This is a genomic window from Plantactinospora sp. B24E8, assembly GCF_039871735.1.
Classification (GTDB): Bacteria; Actinomycetota; Actinomycetes; order Mycobacteriales; family Micromonosporaceae; genus Plantactinospora.
This window is the reverse complement of sequence record NZ_JBDPMH010000011.1, coordinates 33,762-59,470: the sequence shown is the minus strand read 5'-3', so window position 1 is coordinate 59,470 and position 25,709 is coordinate 33,762. Positions and strand designations below refer to the sequence as shown.

Annotated in this window: 20 protein-coding genes, 1 tRNA gene, 1 other RNA gene and 1 pseudogene; 16 read left to right on the top strand and 7 right to left on the bottom strand. The window is 71.2% G+C overall.

Annotated elements, in window-relative coordinates:
* Nucleotides 1-14: 14 nt before the first annotated feature.
* The 3 genes from ABGB21_RS18210 to ABGB21_RS18200 are packed head-to-tail and all read right to left on the bottom strand — an operon-like array spanning nucleotide 15 to nucleotide 2,937.
* Nucleotides 15-1,484 (bottom strand): DUF4350 domain-containing protein, encoded by a 1,470-nt coding sequence (locus ABGB21_RS18210; RefSeq protein WP_347655582.1) that lies wholly within the window; start codon nucleotides 1,482-1,484, stop codon nucleotides 15-17.
* The gene (locus tag ABGB21_RS18205; RefSeq protein WP_347655581.1) at nucleotides 1,481-2,095 is read right to left on the bottom strand and encodes a DUF4129 domain-containing protein; all 615 of its coding nucleotides are present in this window, start codon (nucleotides 2,093-2,095) and stop codon (nucleotides 1,481-1,483) included. The genes ABGB21_RS18210 and ABGB21_RS18205 overlap by 4 nt, the downstream gene beginning before the upstream one ends.
* Nucleotides 2,092-2,937, bottom strand: a complete 846-nt coding sequence (locus tag ABGB21_RS18200; protein WP_347655580.1) for a hypothetical protein — start codon at nucleotides 2,935-2,937, stop codon at nucleotides 2,092-2,094. The genes ABGB21_RS18205 and ABGB21_RS18200 overlap by 4 nt, the downstream gene beginning before the upstream one ends.
* A 349-nt stretch (nucleotides 2,938-3,286) precedes the next feature.
* Between ABGB21_RS18200 and mtrA the strand changes: the two genes are divergently transcribed.
* The 5 genes from mtrA to raiA all read left to right on the top strand — a co-directional run bounded on the left by mtrA (nucleotide 3,287) and on the right by raiA (nucleotide 9,382).
* Complete coding sequence (gene mtrA, locus ABGB21_RS18195; protein WP_331212357.1) at nucleotides 3,287-3,976, top strand: MtrAB system response regulator MtrA; 690 nt, start codon at nucleotides 3,287-3,289, stop codon at nucleotides 3,974-3,976.
* Nucleotides 3,977-4,052: 76 nt separating this feature from the next.
* Nucleotides 4,053-5,843 (top strand): MtrAB system histidine kinase MtrB, encoded by a 1,791-nt coding sequence (gene mtrB / locus ABGB21_RS18190; protein WP_347678726.1) that lies wholly within the window; start codon nucleotides 4,053-4,055, stop codon nucleotides 5,841-5,843.
* Nucleotides 5,840-7,657 (top strand): LpqB family beta-propeller domain-containing protein, encoded by a 1,818-nt coding sequence (locus tag ABGB21_RS18185; RefSeq protein ID WP_347678630.1) that lies wholly within the window; start codon nucleotides 5,840-5,842, stop codon nucleotides 7,655-7,657. The genes mtrB and ABGB21_RS18185 overlap by 4 nt, the downstream gene beginning before the upstream one ends.
* A gap of 34 nt (nucleotides 7,658-7,691) precedes the next feature.
* Nucleotides 7,692-8,402, top strand: coding sequence for a ComF family protein (locus ABGB21_RS18180; protein ID WP_347678628.1), 711 nt, complete (start codon nucleotides 7,692-7,694; stop codon nucleotides 8,400-8,402).
* A gap of 323 nt (nucleotides 8,403-8,725) precedes the next feature.
* A complete protein-coding gene (gene raiA / locus ABGB21_RS18175; protein WP_347655577.1) occupies nucleotides 8,726-9,382 on the top strand; it encodes a ribosome-associated translation inhibitor RaiA in 657 nt (218 codons plus the stop codon).
* Between the two features lie 57 nt (nucleotides 9,383-9,439).
* Here the strand turns inward: raiA and ABGB21_RS18170 are convergent, their stop codons facing one another.
* Nucleotides 9,440-10,750: a GNAT family N-acetyltransferase gene (locus tag ABGB21_RS18170; protein WP_347678626.1), complete on the bottom strand. Its 1,311-nt coding sequence runs from the start codon at nucleotides 10,748-10,750 to the stop codon at nucleotides 9,440-9,442.
* A 198-nt stretch (nucleotides 10,751-10,948) separates the two neighbouring features.
* Here ABGB21_RS18170 and secA point away from each other — a divergent pair.
* Nucleotides 10,949-13,823 (top strand): annotated as a pseudogene (gene secA / locus ABGB21_RS18165) (preprotein translocase subunit SecA).
* A 95-nt stretch (nucleotides 13,824-13,918) separates the two neighbouring features.
* Here secA and ABGB21_RS18160 read toward each other — a convergent pair.
* Together ABGB21_RS18160 and ABGB21_RS18155 are read right to left on the bottom strand one after the other, a co-directional pair.
* Entirely contained in the window at nucleotides 13,919-14,281 is a 363-nt protein-coding gene (locus ABGB21_RS18160) for an Rv3235 family protein (RefSeq protein WP_347655574.1), read from the bottom strand.
* A 748-nt stretch (nucleotides 14,282-15,029) separates the two neighbouring features.
* Entirely contained in the window at nucleotides 15,030-15,257 is a 228-nt protein-coding gene (locus tag ABGB21_RS18155; RefSeq protein ID WP_347655573.1) for a helix-turn-helix domain-containing protein, read from the bottom strand.
* Between the two features lie 292 nt (nucleotides 15,258-15,549).
* Between ABGB21_RS18155 and ABGB21_RS18150 the strand changes: the two genes are divergently transcribed.
* On the top strand, nucleotides 15,550-16,062 hold the full coding sequence (locus tag ABGB21_RS18150; RefSeq protein ID WP_347655596.1) for a hypothetical protein: 513 nt from the start codon (nucleotides 15,550-15,552) through the stop codon (nucleotides 16,060-16,062).
* A gap of 86 nt (nucleotides 16,063-16,148) precedes the next feature.
* Here ABGB21_RS18150 and ABGB21_RS18145 read toward each other — a convergent pair whose 3' ends face one another.
* Nucleotides 16,149-17,312, bottom strand: a complete 1,164-nt coding sequence (locus ABGB21_RS18145) for a hypothetical protein (protein ID WP_347655572.1) — start codon at nucleotides 17,310-17,312, stop codon at nucleotides 16,149-16,151.
* Nucleotides 17,313-17,725: 413 nt separating this feature from the next.
* Here ABGB21_RS18145 and pruA point away from each other — a divergent pair, with 413 nt between their 5' ends.
* From pruA to ABGB21_RS18100, 9 genes are all read left to right on the top strand, one after another.
* Nucleotides 17,726-19,354 (top strand): L-glutamate gamma-semialdehyde dehydrogenase, encoded by a 1,629-nt coding sequence (gene pruA, locus ABGB21_RS18140; RefSeq protein WP_347655571.1) that lies wholly within the window; start codon nucleotides 17,726-17,728, stop codon nucleotides 19,352-19,354.
* Nucleotides 19,355-19,784: 430 nt separating this feature from the next.
* A complete protein-coding gene (locus ABGB21_RS18135; RefSeq protein ID WP_347655570.1) occupies nucleotides 19,785-20,300 on the top strand; it encodes a helix-turn-helix transcriptional regulator in 516 nt (171 codons plus the stop codon).
* Nucleotides 20,301-20,390: 90 nt separating this feature from the next.
* On the top strand, nucleotides 20,391-21,512 hold the full coding sequence (gene prfB / locus ABGB21_RS18130; protein ID WP_347655569.1) for a peptide chain release factor 2: 1,122 nt from the start codon (nucleotides 20,391-20,393) through the stop codon (nucleotides 21,510-21,512).
* Nucleotides 21,513-21,676: 164 nt separating this feature from the next.
* Nucleotides 21,677-22,357 (top strand): cell division ATP-binding protein FtsE, encoded by a 681-nt coding sequence (gene ftsE, locus ABGB21_RS18125; protein WP_331212371.1) that lies wholly within the window; start codon nucleotides 21,677-21,679, stop codon nucleotides 22,355-22,357.
* Nucleotides 22,358-22,436: 79 nt separating this feature from the next.
* A complete protein-coding gene (ftsX, locus tag ABGB21_RS18120) occupies nucleotides 22,437-23,312 on the top strand; it encodes a permease-like cell division protein FtsX (RefSeq protein WP_347655568.1) in 876 nt (291 codons plus the stop codon).
* A gap of 151 nt (nucleotides 23,313-23,463) precedes the next feature.
* Nucleotides 23,464-23,940 carry an SsrA-binding protein SmpB gene (gene smpB, locus ABGB21_RS18115; protein ID WP_347655567.1) on the top strand — a complete coding sequence of 159 codons (477 nt, stop codon included), beginning with the start codon at nucleotides 23,464-23,466 and terminating at the stop codon, nucleotides 23,938-23,940.
* A gap of 164 nt (nucleotides 23,941-24,104) precedes the next feature.
* Nucleotides 24,105-24,480: a transfer-messenger RNA gene (gene ssrA / locus ABGB21_RS18110) on the top strand.
* A 427-nt stretch (nucleotides 24,481-24,907) separates the two neighbouring features.
* Entirely contained in the window at nucleotides 24,908-25,498 is a 591-nt protein-coding gene (locus ABGB21_RS18105) for a YqgE/AlgH family protein (RefSeq protein ID WP_347655595.1), read from the top strand.
* 118 nt (nucleotides 25,499-25,616) lie between these two features.
* A tRNA-Ala gene (locus tag ABGB21_RS18100) sits at nucleotides 25,617-25,689 on the top strand.
* Nucleotides 25,690-25,709: the final 20 nt, after the last annotated feature.

The window sequence follows — 25,709 nt, the reverse complement described above, 5'->3', positions numbered from 1 at the left end:
TCCGGCGGGTCGGGTCACCGGGTCTCTCCTTCGAAGTGGTCGTGCCGGGGCGGGTGGGGTGGGTGCTGCCCGGCCGGGGGAATCAGGTGGTCGAGGGCCCGGGCCAGGTCGAGCAGCTCCGGGTTGCTGGTCGGGTCGGGCCCGAAGAGCAGGTGGTGTACGTCGTCCGGGGATCGTCCGGTGTTCGCCGCGACGACCCGTACCACCTCTGCCTCCGGCGTCTCCGGTGTCAGGTTCAGCACCGGCCCGAGCCGGTGCAGCGCCGCGGCCCGCAGGATGCCGGCGGTCGGCCCGTACGCCCGGGCGCGGTGGTAGAGCCGGCCCCGGCCGATCGTGGTCTCGGCGGCGGGCACCGTCACCGGCAGCGGCTCCGGTACCGGCGGGCCGAGCCGGCGGGAGCGCCAGAGCGCGGCGATGAGCAGGGCCAGGGCGAGTTGGACGAGAAGTGCCCAGAACCACGGAGGGAAGGCGTCCGCCAGTGGGTTGCGGTTGTCCGGACCGTCCGCCCGCCGGTCGTCCGGCTGCTGCCGCTGCTCCGGTTGCCACGGCTGGCTGCCCTCGGAGCCCTGCGACGGCCCGCTCCCGCTCCCGTCACCGTCGCCGGAGCCGGGCGCCGGGTCGTAGCCGCCCGGCGGCGGGCTCCACTCCAGCTCACCGTCGGGGTGGGCGGGCGGTACCGGTTCCGGGCCGGCGAGGTCGAGCCAGAGCACCCGTCGGTGTACGCCCAACAGTCCGGCGGCCAGGTCACGGTTGTGCCACTCGTCGATCCGGTCGTTGCGGAACGGGTCACTGGCGCCAACCACCACCATGTCGTTGCCGCGCCATCTGCTCCGGGCCACCCCTCCCGCGAAGCAGAGGTCGGCCCGGAACGACAGCTGGGGCGGGTCGGCGTACCGCTGCCGGAACACGGCGGCGGGGCCGACCGTGCTGATCTCCGGCAGCCGGCACGGCCGGCCGTCCGGGGCGGCGGACGGCGCCGTCCCGGTGGCCCAGCGCCGGCCGGCGTCGACCAGGGGCACCCGGGCCACCGACAGCACCTGCGGTGGTGGGTCCACCAGCAGCACCCGGACGTTCTCGGCGGGGTCGACCAGCACCTGCCAGTACGCCGGATGGACCAGGCCCGGTGTCGGTACGAAGATCGTGACCCCACCTCCGGCGGCCCGGCCCAGCGCCTGCGGGGTGGTGGTGACCCGTTCGACGGTGACGCCCCGGGCGCGCAGTTCGGCGGCGAGCCGGCTGCCGCCGACGTCGGCGCTGCCGGTCGGGGCGAGCAGACCCGGGTCCGGGTCGGGTTGGTCGACCTCCCGGGTGACCAGGGTGGTGGTCAGCAGCGCGGCGGCGACGCCGAGCGGAATGACCACCCGGTGCCAGCGGCGGCGACGTCGGGCCCGGTCCGGGGCCCGGCCGGGTGGTGCAGCGGCGGCGGGGCCCGCCGGCTCCGTCGACGGGGCGGTCGTCGGGTCCGGGGGTGAGGTGGTCGTCATGTCCGGGCGCTCCCGTCGCCGCCGGAGGCGGATCGGCCGGCGAGGACCTCGTCCAGTTCGGCGGCGAGGTCCCGCATCCGTTCGTCGTGTTCCGGACGGGCCGGACGTTGGCCGTACCAGAGGTCGGAGAAGATCTGGCCGGCGTCGTGCAGCGGCCGGTTCAGTTCGGGCCGGCTCCGGGCCGCCGTGGCGGCGATCTCGACGACCGTCATCCCCGGCTGGTGTTCCAGCACCCGCCGGTCGACCAGGCGGCGGACCATGCCCCGGAGCCGCTCCCGGACCGCCTCGGCGTACCGGCCGTCCCGGGCCAACCGGTCGGCGAGCGAGACCAGCGTGGCGACCGGCACGTCGGGCAGTTCGGGCCCCGGTTCCGCCTCGGGTTCGGCGACCGGCTCCGGTGCCGCCTCCGGCACGGGCTGCCGTCGGGGTCGTCGTCGCCACCGCCGGAAGAGCCGCCAGCGGGGCAGCCGCCGGGGCACCCAGGCCGGGAAGTGGTACCAGGCGAGCGCGACCAGGATCGTGGCCAGCACCAGCAACAGTGCGGCCAGCGGCAGCGGGACGTGGTCGCCGAGCGCCGCCGTGGCCTCGGTCCACCACCGGCTGACGCTCACGGCCGGACCGCCGACGGGGTGGGCCGGAGTTGGCCCGTACGGCGGGCCTGGGCGATGGCGATGTCCATTCCCTCCGTACGGATCCGGGTCTCCAGGTGGACGACGGCGTCGAGGCAGGCGAGCACGGAGTAGGCGATGCTGTTGATGACGGCCCAGAGCACCGCCCCGAACGGCACGAGCCAGGCCGGGTCGAGCAGGCCGACCCCGTCCAGGCCGACGAAGACGCCGATCGTCAACCCGACCCGCAGGATCCACCAGACGAGGTAACCGAGCACCCGGATTCCCGCCGCCCGGCCCCCGAGCCGTAACGCGAGGGAAGCCGACCGGCCCAGTGCCCGCAACGGTCCGACCCGTTCCAGGGCGACCGCCGGCGCCAGACCGCCGAGCAGTGCGATGGCGACGATCCAGGCCGGCATGGCGAGGGCGGCGAGGAACATGAGGAGGCCACCGAGGGCGGCGACCGCCACGGTCGGGCCGTACCGGGCGCCGGTCGGCCGGAGCATGTTCGGTAGCGGCGCGGTCGGATACACCAGCAGGGTTCCGGCCGCACGTGCCGTCAGGTTGCCCAGCAGCGCGATGATCACGACCTCGGCGGCCGCCCCGACGGCCAGCAGGAACCAGTACCCGCCGAGGTTGTCGAAGTCCGGCAGGTAGCCCGGTGGTGCGACCCCGGTGGCGAGGCGCAGCGGATACAGCAGGAGTTGTTCCGACGCGGCGAGCCCGATCGCGACCGGGAGCAGGGTCCGGGCCTGGCGGCGGAAGAGCAGCACCGCCGAGTCGAGGAGTTCACCGACCGTGAGTGGGCGCAGGGGCAGTACGGCGGTCGGACCGGCGTCGGACAAACGCACTCCTGGCGGCAGCGGGGGTTCAGCGGGGAGACGCAGCAGTCATGGTGACACGGCGGGTCATCCGGCCGTGCGCCCGCTCGGTCCGATCCGGTACCAACGGCCGGGAATGATTACGTTAAGTATTTCGTGCAGTTGCACTGAGTGTCTGGCGGTGTGTCCGGCGGTGCTTGTCCTGACGGCGATGAGCAGCGGATACGTGGTGCCGCCGGTGGTTCGGAGGCTGGTGCCCCGTCACTGCCCACGGTAAGCTACTGCGCTTCGTGACCATGGTTTGACCGACGCGCCCGCCGCACCGGCGGGCGCGGGACCCACGGTGTTGAACAGAGGATGGAAGATTAGTCCCATGAGAGCCCGGGTACTGGTCGTCGACGATGACCCCGCACTTGCCGAGATGCTCGGTATCGTGCTGCGCAGCGAGGGGTTCCTCCCGTCGTTCGTCGCCGACGGCGAGCGGGCGCTGACCGCGTTCCGGGAGAACCGGCCCGACATCGTCCTGCTCGACCTCATGTTGCCGGGAATGAGTGGGATCGACGTCGCCCGGGCGATCCGTGCCGAGTCGGGCATCCCGATCGTCATGCTGACCGCCAAGAGCGACACCGTCGACGTGGTGCTCGGGCTGGAGTCGGGGGCCGACGACTACGTCGTGAAGCCGTTCAAGCCCAAGGAGCTGGTGGCCCGGATGCGGGCCCGGCTGCGGCGGGGCGAGGACGCCGCACCCGAGCTGCTGACCATCGGGCCGCCCGGCAACCAGATCAGCATCGACGTACCGGCCCACACCGTGAGCCGGGACGGCGAGGAGGTCAAACTGACCCCGCTGGAGTTCGACCTGCTGGTGGCGCTGGCCCGCAAGCCGCGTCAGGTCTTCACCCGTGAGGTGCTGCTGGAGCAGGTCTGGGGATACCGGCACGCCGCCGACACCCGACTGGTCAACGTGCACGTGCAGCGGCTGCGCGCCAAGATCGAGCCGGATCCCGAACGACCCGAGGTCATCCTCACCGTGCGGGGAGTCGGCTACAAGGCGGGCACCGGATAGCCTGGGGTGCACTGTGGCCCGCACCCTGACCTCGGTCTCCGCCCTGCTCGCCCACGTCGCCCCGGCCGGGCGGCGGCTGTGGCGCGTCGGTTCGGCCCGGACGACGGCGACCGCGGCCGGGTTGCACCGCACCTGGCGGCGCTCACTCCAGGTCCGGGTCGTGACCATCACCCTGGTCGCGTCGAGCCTGCTGGTGGGCGGTTTCGCCTACCTGGTGGTGCACAACATCACCGACATTGTGCTGGAGAACGCCCGACGGGACGTCAAGAGTCGGCTCTCCGATGGTCAGGAGTACGCGGCCAAGCAGCTCAGCAACCACACCGCCCCGTCCGAACAGGGGCTGCGGGCCACCTTCGAGAGCACGGTCAACTATCTGGCCGGCGGTGATCCGGCACAGCTCGGCGGGGTCGTGGTGGCCCTGGAGGCCGGCGGATCCCCGGACGTCCCGCCCGCGACCTCGCCGCAGGTGGACGTGGACGGGATCCTCAGTCCCGAGCTGCGCGAGATGGTCGAGGACGGCAAGGTCGCCGACCAGATCCGCACCGGTGACCTGTTCAGCACCGGGCACACCACCAAGTACCTGATCTACGGGTCGCCGGTGCCGACCCGGTTCGGCCAGGTCGAACTCTACTATTTTGTCCCGTTGACCCGGTGGGACCAGATCGCCACCGGGGCCCGGTCCACCGTACTGGCCACCGGGTTCGCGCTGGTCGTCCTGCTCGGCCTGCTCGCCGGCCTGGTCACCCGGCTGGTGGTCAATCCGGTACGGGTGGCCGCCCGGACCGCCCAGCGGCTCTCCGCCGGGCTGCTCGACCAGCGGATGGTGGTCAACGGCGAGGACGACCTGGCGATGCTCGCCGCCTCGTTCAACCAGATGGCGACGAACCTGCAACGGCAGATCGTCCGGTTGGAGGAGATGTCCCGGCTGCAGCGCCGCTTCACCTCGGACGTCTCGCACGAGCTGCGTACCCCGCTGACCACCGTACGGATGGCCGCGGACCTGATCTACGCCGAGCGGGACGGGTTCGACCCGGCGGTCACCCGTACCGCCGAGCTGTTGCACGCCGAACTCGACCGGTTCGAGGACCTGCTCACCGACCTGTTGGAGATCAGCCGGTTCGACGCCGGCTTCGCCATGCTGGACGCCGAGCCCACCGACCTGGTGCCGGTGGTGCGTCGGGTCGCCGACCGGTTGGAGTCGCTCGCCCGCCGGTGCGGGGCGCCGCTGCGGCTGGTGGTGCCGGACGCCCCGGTGATCGCCGAGGTCGATCCACGCCGGGTGGAGCGGATCCTGCGCAACCTGGTCGGCAACGCCGTCGAACACGGGGTCGGCAAACCGGTCGAGGTGGTCCTCGGGGTGGACGAGACCGCGGTCGCGGTCACCGTCCGTGATCATGGAGTCGGGTTGAAGCCCGGCGAGGAGAAGCTGGTCTTCAACCGGTTCTGGCGGGCCGACCCGTCGCGGGCCCGGCAGACCGGCGGCACCGGGCTCGGCCTGTCGATCAGTCTGGAGGACGCCCGGCTGCACGGCGGTTGGCTGGAGGCGTGGGGTGCCCCGGGCGAGGGGGCGCAGTTCCGGCTCACCCTGCCCACCCGGGCCGGTGACCGGTTGACCTCGTCGCCGCTGCGGCTGGTGCCGGCCGACGCCCCGGACGCGGTCACCCTCCGCTGGCCCGCCGAACCGCTGCCCGCCGGTCCGGAGTCGGCTCCCCGCCGGTCGGCCGGCACGGAGCCGCGCGGCGACGGACCGGACGAGCTGCCCGACCCGGCACCGCCCGCCCAGCCGGCCGACCCGGCGGCACCGCCGTCCCGACGGGTCGGCCCGAGAGCTGCGGTCGAGACCGGACACCGCGAGGTGACCCGATGAGGTGGCGGCTTCCCGTCGTACTGCTCGCCGTGCTGCTGCTGCCGGCGGCGACGGCCTGCGGCATCCCGGACGAGACCGAGGTCCGGGTCAACGGCTCGGGGCCGCAGGCGGAGACCGGCCCGGCGGGCCGGCCCGGCGATCCGCCGCGCAGCCGCGCCGAGAGCAGCAGCGACGAGTTCCGGTTCGCCCAGGATTTCCTGACCGCCGCCGCCGGTGAGGCGGACGAGGCCTACCAGCGGTTCAACGACTTCATCGTGCCGGAGAAGCGGCTGGCCCCCCAGCCGGGCAACGAGATCAACGTCATCCGACTGGACGCGCCGCCGCTTGTCACCTTCAACAACGACGGCACCACGTCGATCACCATCGAGCGGGTGCAGCAGGTGGGCGTGCTGCGGGCCAACGGATCGATCGGCGAGCCGATCGCCACCGAGAGTTCGTACACGTTCACGGTCGGGCAGGCGCCGACCGAACCGGGTGAGGTCGGCGGGCTCTGGGTGCTGGACCCGCCGCCGGTCGTGCTGATGACGGACGAGGCGCTGCAGCAGTACTACCGGGAGCACACCATCTACTTCTGGAACGTCAACCGGGACGCCCTGGTGCCGGACCTGCGCTACCTCCCGGTCACGGTGCCGGTGCAACGGCAGGCCACCGAGGTGCTCGACTGGTTGATCGGCGGCCCGACGGACTGGCTCGGCACGGCCGTCGTACGGCTGCCGGACGGTACCGGTCCGCTGGGCAACGTTCCGGCGCCGAAGGAGGGCGGCCGGCTGGAGGTCAACCTCTCGGTGAAGGCGGGAGTACTCGACACGGACGTCGAACTGGACAAGCTCTTCAACCAGATCGTCTGGTCGCTCAAACTGAGCCCGACGCTGTACAGCGAACTCGAGTTGAAGATCCAGAACCAGAGTCGGAAGGTCGCGGTCGCCGAGGACTGGCGGCGGAACCACCCCCTCTACCAGCTCGGTGCACCCCCGGTCCGGTACGGCGTGCTGGCCGGCACCGTCTACCCGTTGTCCGAGCCGGGCGAGGAGCCGATCGTGCCGATCGCGCCGGAGGCCAACCGGGACATCGTCGCGGCGAGCCTGAACCGGGCCGGCGCGACGATCTCGGCGGCACTGGTGACCAGCGAGCAGACCCGGTTCCGGCTCCGTACCGGCGCGGGAATCGGTACGGTCCGCGAGTTCCGTACCGGGCGGAAATCCTTCGGCACGATGGGCCGACCGGTGTGGTTGAAGCGGGCCGGCAACGTCGGCCCGACCGGGCTGGTCGTCGCGGACGGCGGACTCTACGAGTTCCGTACGGACAGCGCCACGCTGACCCCGGTGCCGCTCACCGGCGCGTCCGGTCGGGTGACCGCGGTGGGAGCGGCCCTGGACGGCAACCGGATCGCCTTCGTCGTCAGCGGCCGGCTCTACGTCGCGGGGGTCCGGACCGTCGACGGCACGTTGAGCGTCGGGCCGTCCCGTCAGGTCGTCACCTCGTTGCGTGACCTGACCGCGGTCGACTGGTACGGGGAGAACTCCCTGGCGGTGGCCGGTGTGGAGCGGAACGGTCGGGCCGCGGTCTACAAACTGAACGTGCACGGGGCGCAGGAGACGGCACTGATCACGGACGTCGGTGCGGCGGTCACCCAGTTGGCGACGTACCCGGAGAACCCGGATGCCCCGGTGCTGTCCCGCCCTCCGCTGTACGAGGCCAACCAGGTCGCGTACGGCACCGGCGGCAGCCCGATCGGCCGGGACCAGGTGGTCGCCGGTGCCTCCGGACTGCCACCCGGCTCGGCCACCCCGACCGCGCCGTTCTACCTCTACTGACGACCGGCTCTTCGAACGGCGGACGGGGGCAGTGGTGCTGGCGGGGATCTGGTCCGACCTGGCCGATCTGGTGCTGCCCGCCGAGTGTGCCGGCTGCCGGGGGCTCCGGCTGCCGCTGCGGCAGGGCGCCTGCGCCGCCTGCGTCGACAGGCTCGCGGCCCTGCGTCCGGCGCCGACTCGCCCGACACCGGCGCCGGTGGGACTGCCGGATCTGGTGGCCCTCGGCCCGTACCAGGAGGTGTTGCGGGAGGCGCTGCTGTCGTACAAGGAGCGGGGCCGGCACGGGTTGGCCCGGCCGTTGGGCCGGCTGCTGGCCGAGGTGGTGGCGGAGGCGGTCGGTGAACCGCGGCCGGTACTGCTGGTGCCGGTACCGGCGACCGCCCGGGCCGTCCGGGCCCGGCACGGCGACCACCTGCGGCGGCTGGCCCGGCAGACGGCTCTCCGGTTGCGGGTGGCCGGCTGGTCGGTGGCGGTCGCGTATCCGCTCCGGGCCCTGCCCCGACCCGACTCGGCCACGCTGGACAGCGCCGGCCGGGCCGCCGCGGCGGAGGCCGCGTTCCCGGCCCGGGTCGGGCGGGTGCCGGCGGCCCGGCGGGCCGCCACCGGTCGGGCCGTCGTGGTGCTGGACGACATCGTGACCACCGGCGTGACCCTCGCCGCCGTGACCCGGTCGCTGCGCGGCGCCGGCATTCCGGTGTACGCCGCAGCGGTGCTCGCCGCCACCGTGCGCCGTGGTCGCGGCTGACCCGTACCCCGTCGGCGCCGACCCGCGCGGCCCGGCGGGGGTGAACCGCACGGCCCGTGCTGACTCTGCGTGCCAGTGTTTTCACCCTATCGCGTCCGCTGTGGAATCTTTCGGAATTGGTCTTGGTGAGTGGGGTGACGACCGGCCCGACAGGCGTTAGCGTTTTGTTTACCGGGGGTATGAGGGGTGTTCCAGCCCTCCGGGAGCACCTGGAAGGAGGCGCAGCCGCAGCGATCCGGTCGAGCCGAATGGACTTCCCAGGGGGCGGGCTGACCGGGATTTTTGTTTCTGCACGACTCTCCGACGGCGCAGGGAGGTCACGCATGGATCTCGTGGTAAAGGGCCGAAACGTCGAGGTGCCGGATCATTACCGGCAACACGTAGCCGACAAGCTCGCGAAGATCGAGCGCTATGATCACAAGCTTATTCGGGTCGACGTGGAACTCTTTCACGAACGCAATCCGCGACAGTCCGATCACTGCCAGCGAATAGAGATTACCTGCATCTCCCGAGGTCCGGTGGTGCGCGCCGAGGCGTGTGCGAAGGACTTCTACTGCGCACTCGACGCCGCGATCGCGAAGCTCGACACCCGGCTCCGCCGGGCCGCCGACCGGCGCCGCGTACACCGGGGGCGGCATGCGCCACTCTCCGTCGCCGAGGCGACCGCGAACCTCCCGGTGGCCGACTTCGGCGACGCCGCCGTGGCCACCCTGACCCGGCCGGCGCCGGAGCAGACCCGCAACGGACGGGAGGCCGAGCCCGAGTACGACGGCTACGAGGAGTACGACGACGCGCAGCCCTGGCACATCGCCCGGGAGAAGGTCCACCCCGCCGAGCCGATGACGGTCGACGACGCCCTGTTCCAGATGGAACTCGTCGGGCACGACTTCTATCTGTTCCTGGACAAGGAGTCCGGCCGGCCGAGCGTGGTCTACCGACGCAGGGGCTACGACTACGGCATCATCGCGCTGACGAACTGACCGTCGGTACCACCCCGTCGGGTCCGGGGGCCACCCCCGGACCCGGTGCGGTGGGGTTCAGGCGCCGGTCCTGGCGGGCGTGACCAGCCCGAGGTCACCGGGGAGCAGTGATCCGACCCAGGCGTCGGTCCGGGTGCCACGGTGGTTCAACGCGTGCCGGGCGGTGCCCTCGAAGACGAAGCCGACCTTCTCCACCGCCCGCCTCGAGGCGGTGTTGCCGACGTTGGCCCGCCACTCGATCCGGGCCAGCCCGAGGGTGGTGAAGCCCCAGGTGCAGATCGCCGTCACCGCGGCCGGACAGTAGCCACGACCGCGCGCGTACGGCGGCACCAGGAATCCCAGGTCGCCCACCAGCGGGTCGGCCGGCGACACCCGGAGTTCCATGACCCCGGCGAACCGGTCGTTGTCGTCGGCGATCGCGAACGCGGCGCCGGTCGCCCGACGCCACACCGTCGGGCCGTGCTCGTGGACGAAGAACTCCGCGTCCGACGGCTGGTACGGGTCCGGCACCGTGGTCCAGCGGACCGTCTCCGGGTCCTGGCAGGTGGTCACGAGGTCGGCCAGGTCGCGTTCGTCGAGCGGACGCAGGCGCAGCTCCGTACCGGCCGGCGTGCGGGCGAACAGCACCGGCTGGGCGGTGCCGAAGACGGCCGCCCGGCGGGCCTCCAGCGAGCCGGGACCCCCGGGCAGCGGTCGGCCGGGATCCCCGGCCGGTGCGCCGCTGTCCGCGGGCGGCGGTGCGGAGGGATCCCCGGCCCGTGGGCCGGTGCCGGCGGGCTGCGGTGCGGCCGGCTCTCCGGGGTGCGCTCCGGCCAGGTCCTCGGCGAGCAGCGAGCCGATCCAGCCGTCGTCGCAGCCGGTCCGACCCGGGTGGGCGAGCCGGAGCCGTCCCTCGATCCGGAAGCCGGCGCGGAGCGCGACCAGCCGGGAGCCGTGGTTGCCGACCTCGGCCTGCCAGATGATCCGGCGCAGCCCCAACTCCCGGAACGCCCACCGGCACAGCGCCCGGGTGGCCCGGACGGCCACGCCGCGTCCCCGGGCCCAGGGGGCCGTCCAGTAGCCGACCTCCGCCGTGTTCAGGCTCGGGGTGATCGCGACCAGTCCGCAGGAGCCGAGCAACTCGCCGGTGGCCGCGTCGCAGACCGCGAACGGAGCGCCGCTTTCGGTCGCCCAGGCCTGCGGGGCGATGGTGCCGACGAAACCCTCGGCGTGTTCCATCCGGTACGGCGCCGGGATGGTGGTCCAGCGCTGGATGTCCGGATCCTGGCAGGCCCGGTACACGGCCTCGGCGTCCTCGGGCCGCCACGGCCGCAGCACCAGTCCGTCCTCGGTGATGGTCACGGACCCTGTCGGGGCGTTCCGGGTCATTCGGTCATCTTGCTCCTGTAGCTGCACCCACGCATGATCGCAGCGGGTTCGCGCTCGGCGTAATCGGATTTGCTGCGCGCCGGCCCGCTGGTCGGGCGAAATGTCTGGCTCAGTCAAGCTGGAGGGCGGCGTGACTGACGGCGGGGCCGGTGATGCGCCTACGATGGTTCGGCAGACTGTCTAGGGGAGCGTTGATCCGTGTCGATTCTTGAAAAGGTCCTTCGCGCGGGCGAAGGGCGCATGCTGCGCCGGCTCAAGGCGATCGCGGCTGCCGTCAACTCGATCGAGGACGACTTCGTCAACCTCACCGACGCGGAGCTGCGCGGCATGACCGACCAGTTCCGGGAGCGGCTGGCGGACGGCGAGACCCTCGACGACCTGCTGCCCGAGGCGTTCGCCACGGTACGCGAGGCGGCCTCCCGGGTGCTCGGCCAGCGTCACTACGACGTACAGATCATGGGCGGCGCCGCGCTGCACTTCGGCAACATCGCCGAGATGAAGACCGGTGAGGGCAAGACCCTGACCTCGGCGCTCCCGGCGTACCTGAACGCGCTCTCCGGCAAGGGTGTGCACGTCGTCACCGTGAACGACTACCTCGCCGAGCGGGACGCCGCCTGGATGGGGCGGGTGCACGAGTTCCTGGGCCTGACCGTCGGGGTGGTCCTGCCGAACCGTCCGGCCGCCGAGCACCGGGCCGCGTACGAGGCCGACATCACGTACGGCACCAACAACGAGTTCGGCTTCGACTACCTCCGGGACAACATGGCCTGGAGCAGGGACGATCTCGTCCAGCGGGGGCACAACTTCGCGATCGTCGACGAGGTCGACTCGATCCTGATCGACGAGGCCCGTACGCCGTTGATCATCTCTGGTCCGGCCGAGCACTCCGCCCGCTGGTACGGCGAGTTCGCCCGGGTGGTGGACCGGCTGCAGGCCGGCAAGGACGGCGAGGGTGACTACGAGGTCGACTACGCCAAGCGGACCATCGCGGTGACCGAGCGGGGCGTGGCCAAGGTCGAGGACCGGCTCGGCATCGACAACCTCTACGAGTCGGTCAACACCCCGCTCGGTCGGCTACCTGAACAACGCGATCAAGGCCAAGGAGCTCTACAAGCGCGACAAGGACTACATCGTCAACGAGGGCGAGGTCCTGATCGTCGACGAGTTCACCGGCCGGATCCTGCACGGCCGCCGCTACAACGAGGGCATGCACCAGGCCATCGAGGCCAAGGAAGGCGTGGAGATCAAGCAGGAGAACCAGACTCTTGCCACGATCACCCTGCAGAACTACTTCCGGCTCTACAGCAAGCTCTCCGGGATGACCGGTACGGCCCAGACCGAGGCCGGCGAGTTCAACAAGGTCTACAAGGTCGGGGTCGTCACCATCCCGACCCACCGTCCGATGGTCCGGGTGGACCGGCCGGACGTGATCTACAAGACCGAGAAGGCCAAGTTCAACGCGGTGGTCGAGGACATCGCCGAGCGGCACGCCATCGGGCAGCCGGTCCTGGTCGGCACGGTCTCGGTGGAGAACTCGGAGATCCTCTCCCAGCTGCTGCGTCGCCGGGGCATCCCGCACGCCGTCCTCAACGCCAAGTTCCACGCGCGGGAGGCGGAGATCGTCGCCCAGGCCGGGCGTAAGGGTGCGGTCACGGTGGCCACCAACATGGCGGGCCGTGGTACGGACATCCTGCTCGGCGGCAACCCCGAGTACCTGGCCGCCACCGAGCTGCGCCAGCGTGGCCTGGACCCGGTCGAGCACGCCGACGACTACGCCAAGGCGCTGGAGGAGATCCTCCCCAAGTGGAAGCAGGCGTGTGACGCCGAGGCCGAGGAGGTTTCCGCCGCCGGCGGCCTCTACGTGCTGGGCACCGAGCGGCACGAGTCGCGGCGCATCGACAACCAGCTGCGCGGTCGGTCCGGCCGACAGGGTGACCCGGGCGAGTCCCGCTTCTACCTGTCGCTGCAGGACGAGCTGATGAAGCGGTTCCGGGCCGGCGCGGTCGAGGCCGTGATGGAGCGCTTCAACATCCCGGAGGACGTGCCCATCGAGTCGAAGATGGTCACCCGCCAGATCAAGAGCGCCCAGGCCCAGATCGAGGGCCAGAACGCCGAGATCCGTAAGAACGTCCTCAAGTACGACGAGGTGATGAACAAGCAGCGCCAGGTGGTCTACGCCGAGCGCAAGCGGGTGCTCGACGGCGAGGATCTGAACGACCAGATCCAGCACATGATCGAGGACACCATCACCGCGTACGTCACCGGGGCGACCGCGGACGGCTACGCCGAGGACTGGGACCTCGACCAGCTCTGGTCGAGCCTCAAGCAGCTCTACCCGATCGGGATCACCGTCGAGGACGTGGTCGAGGAGTCCGGCGGGGAGCGCAACACCCTGGACGCCGACTTCCTGCTCGAGCAGGTCAAGCAGGACGCGTTCGCGGCGTACGGGCGACGCGAGGAGCAGCTCGGCAGCGAGGCGATGCGCCAGTTGGAGCGGATGGTGCTGCTCCAGGTGATCGACCGGAAGTGGCGTGAACACCTGTACGAGATGGACTACCTGCAGGAGGGCATCTCCCTGCGGGCGTACGCCCAGCGCGACCCGGTGGTGGAGTACCAGCGCGAGGGCTTCGACATGTTCGCCACCATGATGGACGGGATCAAGGAGGAGACGGTCGGTTTCCTCTACAACGTGGAGGTCCAGGTCGAGGAGGCCAGGCCGGCCGCGTCCGACCAGGCCGAGGTGGACGCCGAGGCCGGGCCGGCGGAGCCGCCGGTGGAGATCCGGGCCAAGGGCCTCGGTCGGGCTCCCCGCACCCAGGGGCTGCAGTACTCGGCCCCGACCATCGACGGTGAGGCTCCGGCCACCGGTGGTGTGGCGGTCGAACGGCCGCAGCCCCAGCCGCAGGCGCCGGCGCTCGGGGTCGGTGGCCCGCCCGCCCCGGCGGCGATGTCTCGGCGTCCCGCCCAGGGGCAGGCCAGCGGTGCGGCGAACGCCCCGTCCCGGAACGCGCCGTGTCCGTGTGGGTCGGGCCGGAAGTACAAGCGCTGTCACGGAGCGCCCGGCGGCGCCTGACCGCTGACCCGTACGTACCCGCGCGACCCGGCCGCCCCGTGACGGCCGGGTCGCGCGGTGTTTCGCCCCGGTTCCGCCGGCAGGCGCCGGGCGGTTCAGAGCAGTTCGGCCGAGACACCGAGCCATCGGCCCTGGCGTCGCTCCATCCGGAACGCCAGGGCCCAGGTGCGCCCGGTCACCCCGACCGCGGCGGCGGCCTCGACGACCCCGGGTCGCGGCTCGCAGACCCGCAGTCGGCGTAGCTGCAGGGTGCGCGGCGGCTGGCCGGGGCGGCGAGGACTCAGGATCCGGGCGGCCGCCGAGGCGAGCTTCTCCACCACCTGACCGGCGTCGCCGGGGTGGCACCGGGGCCGGATGTGCCCGGCCGGACGGAAGCCGTTGACGATCTCCAGGCACGGGTGGAGGAACGACCTCGCCGCCCGCCTGGCCTCGGGGCTGGCACCGGCGAGGCTCTCCACCGGCGCTCCCGGCGCTCCCGGCGCTCCCGGCGCTCCCGGCGTTCCCGGCGTTCCCGGCGTTCCCGGCGTTCCTGGCGCTCCCGGCGTGGTCGGCCCCGGCCCGGTGCCGGCGCCGGGATCACCGGCTGGCGGGCGGGGCAGCGGGACCGCGTCCGGAGCCCGGCGGCGCCGGCTGTGCGGGGCGGAACGGGCGGCGTACCCGGGGGCGGCGGGCGTCCCCGGCCGGGCGACCGGTGGCCCGGTCTGCGGAGTGTGCCGGCTGCCCGGTGTGGCCCGTCGGTGTCCCGGACCAGAGTGCGCGCCGTCAACCCGGGCGGCTGACTCGGCTGGTTCGGCCGACACCGGGTCACCGGGTCGCCCGAACCAGACTCCGGGCGTGCGCTCGTCGTCGAACGGCGGGTCGAGAGGCGGTACGGGGCGCAGTCGTACGGCGGGACGGACCGGGGGCCGGCTGCGGGTGGAATGCATCCGAGATCCTCCATGATCTTGCATTTGCCTTCGTTTGCCTCCGACAGCGCCAATTTGTAGCTGATTCAGTGCTCGTCGTCAATGCGTGCGGCGGGCATGGGACCCACGTTCGCCGGCTTGTTATCAACCGGAGCGGTTCGGTAACCGACGATCGGGGCGCGGCCGGACGCCACGGACCGGCCGGACCGGCACCGACGGTGGTTGACCCGGACGGTAGCCGGCAGGACCGACAGGACCGGGCGGGCGTGGTGGGGGAGGTGCGGGCCGAGGGCCGGGGGAACTACTCGGCGTCCCGCTCCACCAGCGGGTTGCCGGCCACCCACTCGGCCGTCTCGGCGTACTTGCGCTGGATGTACTCCTCGAGGCGGGCGCGTTCGACCCGCCACTGCCCCCGGCCGCCGATCTTGATCGCCGGCAGTTCACCGCTGCGGACCATGTGGTAGACCTGCGAATCCGAGACGTTCAGCTCGGCGGCGACGTCGGACAGCAGCAGGAATCTCGGCGTCACGTAAGAACTCCCGCAGGTCGGTGGTTGCCTTAGTTTGCCATCGACCGCGTCGCGCTCGCCTCGGCCGTCAGGCTCTCCGCTTCACCGGTCCGCCCCGGCGACGGCGGGGCACCGACCGACCGACGCGGTCGTCGTACCCGGCGGTCGGCCACGGCCCGGCACGGGATCCGCTGCCACCTGGCGTGCGCCTGGTGTATTACCGTCGCGGGTGACAGAGGAACCGGCGCCGGCCGTGCTCGGCGTGGACGCGACGGCCGCCGTCGCGGGCAGCCGTCGAGCGGGAGAGACGATCGTGGCAGAACAGCTCGTCCGGGTGTACGTCCCGGCCACCGTGCCGATGCTCGCCGAGTTGCGGCAGGAGGGCTGGATCCTCGCCCCGCACGCCCACGCGGTGACTCCGGAACTGCGGGAGTGGTACGCCGAGGGCGACGACGAGGAACTCGAGTACGTGGCGTTCACCCGGGCCGCCCAGGAGGCGCTGCGCCTGCTGCACGCCGATCCGGACGCTCCCCGACGCCGGGTCGTGGTCTCCGCCGACCTGCCCGCCCCGGCCCTGCGCCGGCACGACCCGGAGCTCGGTTCCAGCACCGTACGGCTGGACGGGCGGATCGCCGTCGGCGCTGTCGCGGCGATCCACCTCGACGGGGTCGACGCGCTGGACGACGTCGCGGCGGCGGTCGACGTGGTCGAGCAGGCCCTGGCCGGTGACGCGGACGCGCAGTTCACCGTCGACGGCGTCGAGGACCACGAACTGGAGTGGTACGACGTGTCGGAGCTGGACACCCTCTGCGACCCGACCCCCTGACGCGCGGCGGTGCCGACTGAGCCGACCTGGGCTGGTCGGCGGTGCCGACTGAGCCGACCTGGGCCGACCTGGGCCGGTCGGCGGACTCAGCGACCGGCGACCGGCTCCGGCGAGTCCGTCGCCGGAGTGGTCGTCGGCTCGCCGTCGGCCGGGTCCTCGTCGACCGGAGTCCCGTCGGTCCGGTCCGCGGACGACCGGGTCAGTTCGGTCGGGGCCCGACCGCTCGTGCCGGGACCGTCCGGGTCGGTGGGCCGGGGCGGTGTCTCGACCGCCGACCCGTCGGCCGGACGGAGGGTCCGGCCGAAGGCGATGACCGTGGTGAGCGCCCCGACGAAGAACACCACCATCACGTGCTCGAACCGCTGCCCGTCGAGCCAGCTCTGCCCGACGTGGTCGGCCTCGCTGACCGCACCGGCCATCCGGAGCACCTCGGCACCGGCGGTCCGGGTGAGCACCTCGGCGATGAGCAGCAGCACACCCGGTCCGCCGCCGGCGATCAGGTACGCCGGCCAGCGCAGTGCCGCGCCGCCGGCCCCCCGAGCGGCGGCCCGGCGACCGGCGATCCGCAGGTAGCCGAACGCCAGCAGGCCGGCGGCCAACCCGCTGGCCAGTGAGGACGTCCAGGAGAACCACTGGAGGGCGGTGTACTGGGAGGTGTAGGTGTCGCCGGCGCCGTAGAGGGAAAGCAGCGGCTCCTGGAAGTAGCTCAGCGCGAAGCCGACCGCGAAGACGGCCAGCCCGGCGGTGACGACCGCGGCCACCACGAGAGTGTTGCGCAGTCCGCCGGCGATGCCACCGACGGTGGCCGCGGCGGCGGTGGTGCCGGCGAGGACCATGATCGCCGAGCCGTCGCCGTAGCTGAGGTTCACCGCGAGCGCGGCGAGCAGACCGGCCGCCAGGCCGGCGGCGAGCGCCGCCGCGAAGCGCGGGGTGGCCCGTCGCACGCCGAAGCGGCTGAGTACGGCCGCCAGGGTGAGGCTGACCGCCGCTCCGCTGACCAGGCTGGCCGAGATGATCCCCGGCAGGGCGTACGCGGCGGAGGTGATCGCGATCGAGGTGAAGCCGGCGGAGGTGATCGCCCACTTGGCGGACCAGAGCATCGCGGCGAGCCAGCCGATGGCCAGCAGAGCGAGCACCGGGGCGCCGGGAGCCGGCACGGGTACGCCGGGCTGGGTGGCGGTCGTCGCCGACCCCGTTTCGACCGGTCGGTCGGGAGCGGAGGTCGCGGTGGTGCCGGACTCTTCTGTCATCATCTCCCCTTCACAAGCTGACCGGCCGTGTCGACCCCGGCAACGACGGGGCCGCCAGGCGGCCGCCGGTCCCTCAGCGTACGCGGGCCGGCCGGGGCGGCGGATCGCCGCCGGTACGGTCCGGCCGGGTCCCGCCTGGCCCCGGGCGACGCTGCCCACGGCGGCGGTACGACGGCGTGGCCCGGCCGGCCGTCGGTGTGACGCCCGCCACCGGGTACCTGGTTGGGCTGCGACGGGGTCGGGACAATGTCCTGCCGGGCCGGCCCGGAGATCCGCCCATGGGAGGATTGGCGCAGGTCCCGCCCTCGTACTCCCTGGAATCCCCGGGGTGCCGGGGCAGGGTGACCGGCCGACCAGCCGGCCCCGGCGGGACCGATCCCGTCACCGCAGCCGAGATCGCCCGGGAGTAAACCATGGACGCCGTTCTCTCCGTACCCGAGCCGCGTAACGAGCCGGTCCGCGACTACGCGCCCGGTAGCGCGGAGCGGGACAGCCTGCAACGCCGGCTCGGCGAGTTGGCCGCCGAGCGGCGGGACCTGCCGATGACCATCGGCGGCGTGCAACGGATGGGGGCGGGTGCCGCGATCGACGTCGTACAGCCGCACCGGCACCAGCATGTGCTGGGGGTCACCCACAACGCAACCAACGCGGATGCGCTGGCGGCGGTGACGGCCGCGAAGCAGGCTGCCCCGATGTGGCGTGATTTGTCCTTTGCCGAGCGGGCGGCGGTCTTCCTCCGTGCGGCGGACCTGCTCTCCGGTCCCTGGCGGGACACCCTGAACGCGGCCACCATGCTCGGCCAGTCGAAGACCGCCATCCAGGCCGAGATCGACTCTGCCTGCGAGCTGATCGACTTCCTGCGGTTCAACGTCGCCTTCGCCCGTCGGCTCCTCGGCGAGCAGCCGCTCTCCTCGCCCGGGGTGTGGAACCGGTTCGACCACCGGCCGCTGGAGGGCTTCGTCTACGCGATCACCCCGTTCAACTTCACCGCGATCGCGGGCAACCTGCCGGCCGCGCCGGCGCTGCTCGGCAACACCGTGGTCTGGAAGCCGGCGCCGACCCAGCAGCTCGCCGCGCACTTCACCATGCGGCTCTTCGAGGCGGCCGGCCTGCCGCCGGGTGTGATCAACATGGTCACCGGGGACGGCATCGCCGTCTCCGAGGTGGCGCTCGCCGACCCCGACCTGGCCGGCATCCACTTCACCGGCTCGACCAAGGTGTTCCAGAAGCTCTGGCGGATGGTCGGGGAGAACATCGCGAACTACCGGGGCTACCCGCGACTGGTCGGCGAGACCGGCGGCAAGGACTTTGTCGTCGCGCACGCCAGCGCCGACGTCGACGCGCTGCACACCGCGCTGATCCGCGGGGCGTACGAGTACCAGGGGCAGAAGTGCTCGGCCGCCTCTCGGGCGTACGTGCCCCGGTCGTTGTGGGAGGGCGGGCTGCGGGACCGGCTCGCCGCCACCGCCGACGGGCTGGCGTACGGCGACGTCACCGACTTCACCAACTTCGGTGGCGCGGTGATCGACGCGAAGGCGTTCGCCCGGCACACCGACGCGCTCGACATGATCTCGAACGACCCGCACTGCCGGATCGTCGCCGGAGGCACCGCTGACGACTCGGTCGGGTACTTCGTCCGGCCCACCCTCTTCGAGTGCGACGACCCGGCACACGACTCGTTCACCACGGAGTACTTCGGTCCGATCCTCGGCGTGCACGTCTACGACGACGCCCGGTACGACGAGGTGGTCCGGCAGGCCGAGTCGATCGCCCCGTACGCGCTCACCGGGGCGATCTTCGCCACCGACCGGCGGGTGATCGACCGGACCAGCGAGGTGCTCCGCTACGCCGCCGGCAACTTCTACGTCAACGACAAGCCGACCGGCGCGGTGGTGGGCCAGCAGCCGTTCGGCGGCGCCCGGGCCAGCGGCACCAACGACAAGGCCGGTTCCTGGCACAACCTGATCCGGTGGATGTCGCCGCGCACGGTCAAGGAGACCTTCGTGCCGCCGACCGACCACCGCTACCCGCACATGGGCTGAGTACGACGCCCCGGCTCCGCCTCCTGGTCCGCGCCAGGGGGCGGAGCGGAGCCACGGCCGTGCCAGGGAGCGGGAGCCCCGGCCGTGCCCCTGGTCCGCGCCGCCACGCGCCACCCGGATCGGCGTGGTCGCGGTCGGGATACGGCAGTTCCGGCAAACAGCCACATAAACGATGAAAGTTGACTAACCTCCCCAATTGGCGCAGGTCGCGTCGAGGCCCGGGTTCCGCCCGGGCGCCGGGCCGTGCCGTCGTCGGGTGATATCGCCCGGCCATCGCCCTCGGTCGATCAGTTCGGCCGGGCTGCCGCGTGCCCTTCCATTGATCGTCCTCATCCGACAGTCTCCGCCAGACAGTGCACAATGGAGACTTTGACCAGCGGATAGTGCCAAATCCTGGACGGGACGCCGGCAAAGTGGCAGCGTGGAGGGCATGGCGGATGTTGGTATCAACCCCACTGCGGCAGCCCTGCTCGGGCTGCTCCACGAAGGACCGATGACCGGCGGTCAGTTGATGGCCGCCGCTGAGCGGCGTCTGGCGCCGTACTGGTCGATGACCCGGAGCCAGGTCTACCGGGAGTTGCCGGCCCTGGCCGAGCAGGGACTGGTCCGGCTCGGCAAGCCCGGCCCCCGGTCCAGTCAGCCGTACGCGATCACCGCGGCCGGAAAACGGACATTCTCCCGATGGCTGACCGAGGCACCGGGCAAGGACACGATCCGTAACCCGACGGCGCTCCGGGTGGCCTTCGGCCCGCAGCACTCGGCGAACCAGATGCGTGCCCTCTACAGCAACGCGAACGAATATCACACCGAGGCCCTCGCCTCGGCCCGGGAGCAGGCCAGGGACGCGAAGAAGGCCGGCGACTCGTACGGCGCGGCCGCGCTCGAGTTCGCGGTGGCGTACCACAAGGCGGCGCTCTCCTGGCTGAAGAGCGCCCCGGCCAGCTGACCGGGACCGGCGGGGCTCCCGGCGCCGGCCCCGGCGCGGTTCGTCGCCGCGACGGTCCGGTCGTCCGGGCGACCAGTACTCTTGACTGTCGTGACCGCTGCCGAATACTCCGACCAACTCAAGGATCTTGACGCCACCCTGCGCAACATCGAGGCTGTCCTCGATGTCGACCGGCTGCGTCAGAGCAAGGCAGAGCTGGAGGAGGCGGCCTCCGTGCCGGATCTCTGGGACGACCAGACCCGGGCCCAGGAGGTGACCTCCAAGCTCTCGTACGTCAACGGCGAGCTCGCCAAGCTGGAGAGCCTGCGCGGTCGGCTCGACGACGCCCGCGTTCTGCTCGAACTGGCCGAGGCGGAGGCGGACGCCGGGGTGCTCGGCGAGGTCGAGACGGAGATCGGCGGCCTGCGGAAGTCGATCGAGGAGCTGGAGGTCCGCACCCTGCTCTCCGGCGAGTACGACTCCCGGGAGGCGCTGGTGGCGATCCGGGCCGGTGCGGGTGGCGTGGACGCCGCGGACTTCGCCGAGATGCTGCTCCGGATGTACCTGCGCTGGGCCGAACGGCACGGCTACCCGACCGAGGTCTACGAGACGTCGTACGCCGAGGAGGCGGGCCTGAAGTCGGCCACGTTCGCGGTCAAGGTCCCGTACGCCTACGGCACGCTCAGTGTCGAGGCCGGTACGCACCGGCTGGTCCGGATCAGCCCGTTCGACAACCAGGGGCGGCGGCAGACCAGCTTCGCCGGGGTCGAGGTGCTGCCGGTCACCGAACAGACGGACCATATCGACATTCCGGAGAACGAGCTGCGGGTCGACGTCTACCGGTCCTCCGGCCCCGGCGGGCAGAGCGTGAACACCACGGACTCCGCGGTCCGGATCACCCACCTGCCCACCGGGATCGTGGTGACCTGTCAGAACGAGAAGTCCCAGCTGCAGAACAAGGCGTCCGCGTTGCGCGTGCTGCAGGCCCGGCTGCTGGAGCGCAAGCGCCAGGAGGAACAGGCCAAGCTCGAGGGGCTCAAGGCCGACGCCGCCGGGTCGTGGGGCGACCAGATGCGCTCGTACGTCCTGCACCCTTATCAGATGGTGAAGGATCTGCGTACCGAACAGGAGACGGGCAACCCGGCCTCGGTGTTCGACGGCGACCTGGACGCGTTTATCGAGGCGGGAATCCGTTGGCGGAAGCAGCGTCAGCTCGCCGGTGACGCGGCGTGAACACGCCTCGCGTCAGTATGGATGCGAGGCGTGGTCGGAATTGATCGCCAGCGTGTGCGTGGTGTGAGCGAGGATCAACGCAGCGCAAATTCTGCACAAATGTCGGGCGGACAGGCCGGGCTCCGGTCTTGGCCTTTTCGTTACGACGCGTAGACTCACCACCCGTGATTCAGCTTGAGCAAGTGACGAAGACGTACCCGAAGGCGTCCCGGCCATCGCTCGACAGCGTGTCGGTCTCGATTGAGAAGGGTGAGTTCGTCTTCTTCATCGGTCCCTCCGGATCCGGCAAGTCGACGATCATCAAGCTGCTGCTGCACGAGGTCACCCCCACCAAGGGGCGGGTCGTCGTGAACAACAAGGACGTCACCTCGATGCGGTCCTGGAAGATCCCCAACTTCCGCCGCTCGATCGGCTGCGTCTTCCAGGACTTCCGGCTGCTGCCCAACCGCACCGCGTACGAGAACGTCGCCTTCGCCCTCGAGGTCATCGGCAAGACCAAGGCGGTCGCCCGTCGGGTCGTGCCCGAGGTGTTGGAGCTGGTCGGCCTCGGTGGCAAGGAGCACCGGTACCCGCACGAACTCTCCGGTGGTGAGCAGCAGCGTGTCGCGGTTGCCCGCGCCTTTGTCAACCGACCACTGATCCTGCTGGCCGACGAGCCGACCGGAAACCTCGACCCGGACACGTCGATCGAGATCATGCGTCTGCTGGACCGGATCAACCGCACCGGAACCACGGTCGTGATGGTGACGCACGATTCCAACATCGTGAACCAGATGCGTCGTCGTGTCATCGAGATCGAGAGCGGTCGGATCGTCCGGGACCAGGCGCGGGGTGTCTACGGCTGACCGGGTCGCCTCGGACCCGTGCCGACGGCCCTGATTCGACGACGAACGACCCCCTGCGGAGATCCGGAAGGAACCCCCGATGCGCTTGAAATACGTCCTGTCCGAGGTGATGGTCGGACTGTGGCGGAACGTGACCATGACCATCGCGATGATCATCACGATGGCGGTCTCACTGACCATGCTCGGCGCGAGCGGCCTGATGTACCTCCAGGTCGACGCGATGAAAGACGCGTACTACAAGGACATCGAGGTCTCGATCTTCCTTGACGCCGCGGTCACCGAGCAGCAGCGCACCGAGCTGCAGACGGAACTGGAGAACGACCCCCTGGTCCGGGAGGTCAAGCACGAGACCAGGGAGGAGGCGTACGAGCGGTTCAAGCAGCTGTTCGCCGACTCGCCCGACCTGGTCAACGCGGTGCAGGCGGACAAGCTGCCCGAGTCGTTCCGGATCAACCTGAAGAACCCCGAGCAGTACCAGCAGATCTTCGACCAGTACAAGGACAAGGAGGGGATCGACGACATCATCGACCAGCGTCGACTCCTCGAGCAGATCTTCAACATCCTCGGCGCGATCCAGAACATGGCGTTGGCGGCGGCCTCGGTGATGGCGATCGCGGCCCTGCTGCTGGTCGCGAACACGATCCAGGTGGCGGCCTACAGCAAGCGCCGCGAGGTCGCGGTGATGAAGCTGGTCGGTGCCTCCAACTGGTTCATCCAGGCCCCGTTCGTCCTGGAGGCCGTGGTCGCCGGTCTGCTCGGCGCGATCATCGGTTTCGGTCTGATCGTGATCGGCAAGGTCGTCCTGCTCGACGGCTCGCTGCGGGACCTGACCGACCTGCTCACCCCGATCCAGTGGGGCACCGTCCTGCTGATGCTCCCCTTCATGGCGGCGGTCGGCGGACTGGTCAGCGCGGTCACCGCCTGGGTGACGCTCCGCTTCTACCTGCGGGTCTAGCTTCTCCTCCCTACCTTGCGGGTCCCTTTCCGGACCCCGGAGCATCGGTGGTGCGCACAGGGCCCCGGCCGGCGCGAAAAGCGCGAGCCAGGGGCCCTGTGCCGCGAGGTAGCATTGCGCGGTTGTCCAGCGGATGAGGAGGTGTGGCGCCATGCCACGGGAGAAGGGGCGCAAGGTCGTCGCCTCCAACCGGAAGGCGCGGCACGACTACGCCATCCTCGACACGTACGAGGCGGGCATGGCGTTGACCGGCACCGAGGTCAAGTCGTTGCGGGCCGGACGCGCCTCACTTGTCGACGCCTTCGCCCAGGAACGGGACGGCGAGATCTATCTGCACGGCATGCACATCCCGGAGTACGCCCAGGGCACCTGGACGAACCACGAGCCGCGCCGGACCCGCAAGCTGCTGCTCAACCGGCAGGAGATCATCCGGCTGATCGGCAAGCTGCGGGAGAGTGGGCTCACCCTGGTGCCGCTGTCGGTGTACTTCTCCGACGGCTGGGCCAAGGTCGAGATCGGGCTGGCCAAGGGCAAGAAGGCGTACGACAAGCGACAGGACCTGGCGAAGCGCGACGCCGACCGGGAGATCCAGCGGGTCAGCGGCCGACGCGGCAAGGGCATGGAGTAACCGCCCCGTCGTCCGGTTCGACACCGGTCGCGGCGTACCGGAGACGTTGATCACTTCCTCCGGATGGCCGGGCACGCCGGGCCGGTATCCGGAATGAACTCGTCGGGGTGAGGCGTTAGGCTAGGAGTGGCCGTCGGGCAGTCGCCCGGATGGCAGGGATACCAGGGGGTGACTGGTTTCGACTTCGTACGTTGAGGCAGGGGAAGCGAGCCGAGGAAGCCGACGTCGTCTCGAGAATCGGTCGTCGGAAACCAATAAGCGCCAAGAGCAATCGCGCTGACTACGCTCTCGCCGCCTGAGGCGAGTAGCTAGTCTGTCGGCCTGGGAGTGCCTTCGGCCCAGTTAGCCGGCATCAGCTAGGAGGCTGGCCAATCGAACCCGGTCGCGGGGTTCGTGCGGCGAGATTAATCAGCGACTGGGCCCGTCACACCGACTCGCTCGCGTGATCGGAGGGGCCGAGTAGAGGCACAGCGAGCTGCGCTCGGAGAAGCCCTGGCAAGGCGACGAAGGACCCGGGTTCGATTCCCGGCACCTCCACGGACACCTTGGCTGTGCCCCGGTCACACCGACCGGGGCACAGCTGTGTCTGCGCCGGTTACTCCATCCGCACCCGTACCGGCCAGGCGACCGGTCCAGCGCTGGGCGAGGCGACCGGTCCAGCTCTGGGGCCGGGCCGGGCTGCCGGTCCCGCTCGGGCCGCCGTCCGGTTCCTCGGCTGTTCTGGATGGCCTCCTGGCCGATTGAGCTGTCAGCAAAGCGCTCAGCGGACTGGCCCTCCAGGCCTTAACCATCCGCAGTGGTCCAGGCTATGGTGCGAGGCATGGCGTTTACTGCGCGCAGGATCACCATCGACGCTGCGGATTGGGTCGCCTCCCCGCGGCCCGGTGTTGGCCTCTCCGACGGATCGACGCGGCGGGCCGACCTGCGGTTCGTGTCGTCCGGGCGGGCCGAGTAGCGGGTGGCGGGCGTGTTCGGTGAGGGGCAGGCGATCGGGGGACGGTCGATGGAGTCGATGACCGGGCAACTGCTGGTCGCGACCCCTGCGTTGAAGGACCCCAACTTCGACCGGACCGTGGTGCTGCTGGTCGCCCACGAGCCCGGCGGCGCGCTCGGCGTGGTGCTCAACCGGGCGACCGAGGTGCCGGTCTCCGAGGTGCTCGGCGCCTGGGGCGGGCTGGCCAGGGACCCGGCGGTGCTCTTCGAGGGCGGCCCGGTGCAGCCGGAGTCCGCGATCTGCCTGGCCAGGATGCGTACGCCGAACCAGCGGGTGAAAGGCATCCACCAGGTCACCGGCTCGGTCGGCACGGTCGACCTCTCCGTCGACCCGGAGCAGCTCCGGGACGCGGTCACCGGGATCCGGGTCTTCGCCGGCTACTCCGGTTGGTCGCCCGGGCAGGTGGAGGAGGAGGTCGCCCGCGGCTCGTGGTTCGTCCTGGACGCGCTGCCCGGGGACGCCTTCATGGAACGGCCGGATGATCTCTGGGCGATGGTGCTGCGCCGGCAGGGTGGCATCATGGCGGCGGTTGCCCACTTCCCGCCGGACGTCCTGATGAACTGATCGGCCCCTGGTTCGGGCCGGTCGGGGCGGCCAGCGGCGCGCGGTGGGGCCCCGGATGACCGGGGCGCCGGAGGTGTGTACTATTCCGTGAGTGCCCGGGAGACCGGGCAGCAGGTGAGGGGCCGTGGCGCAGCTGGTAGCGCACCACACTGGCAGTGTGGGGGTCAGGGGTTCGAGTCCCCTCGGCTCCACCCAAACCGCAGGTCAGACC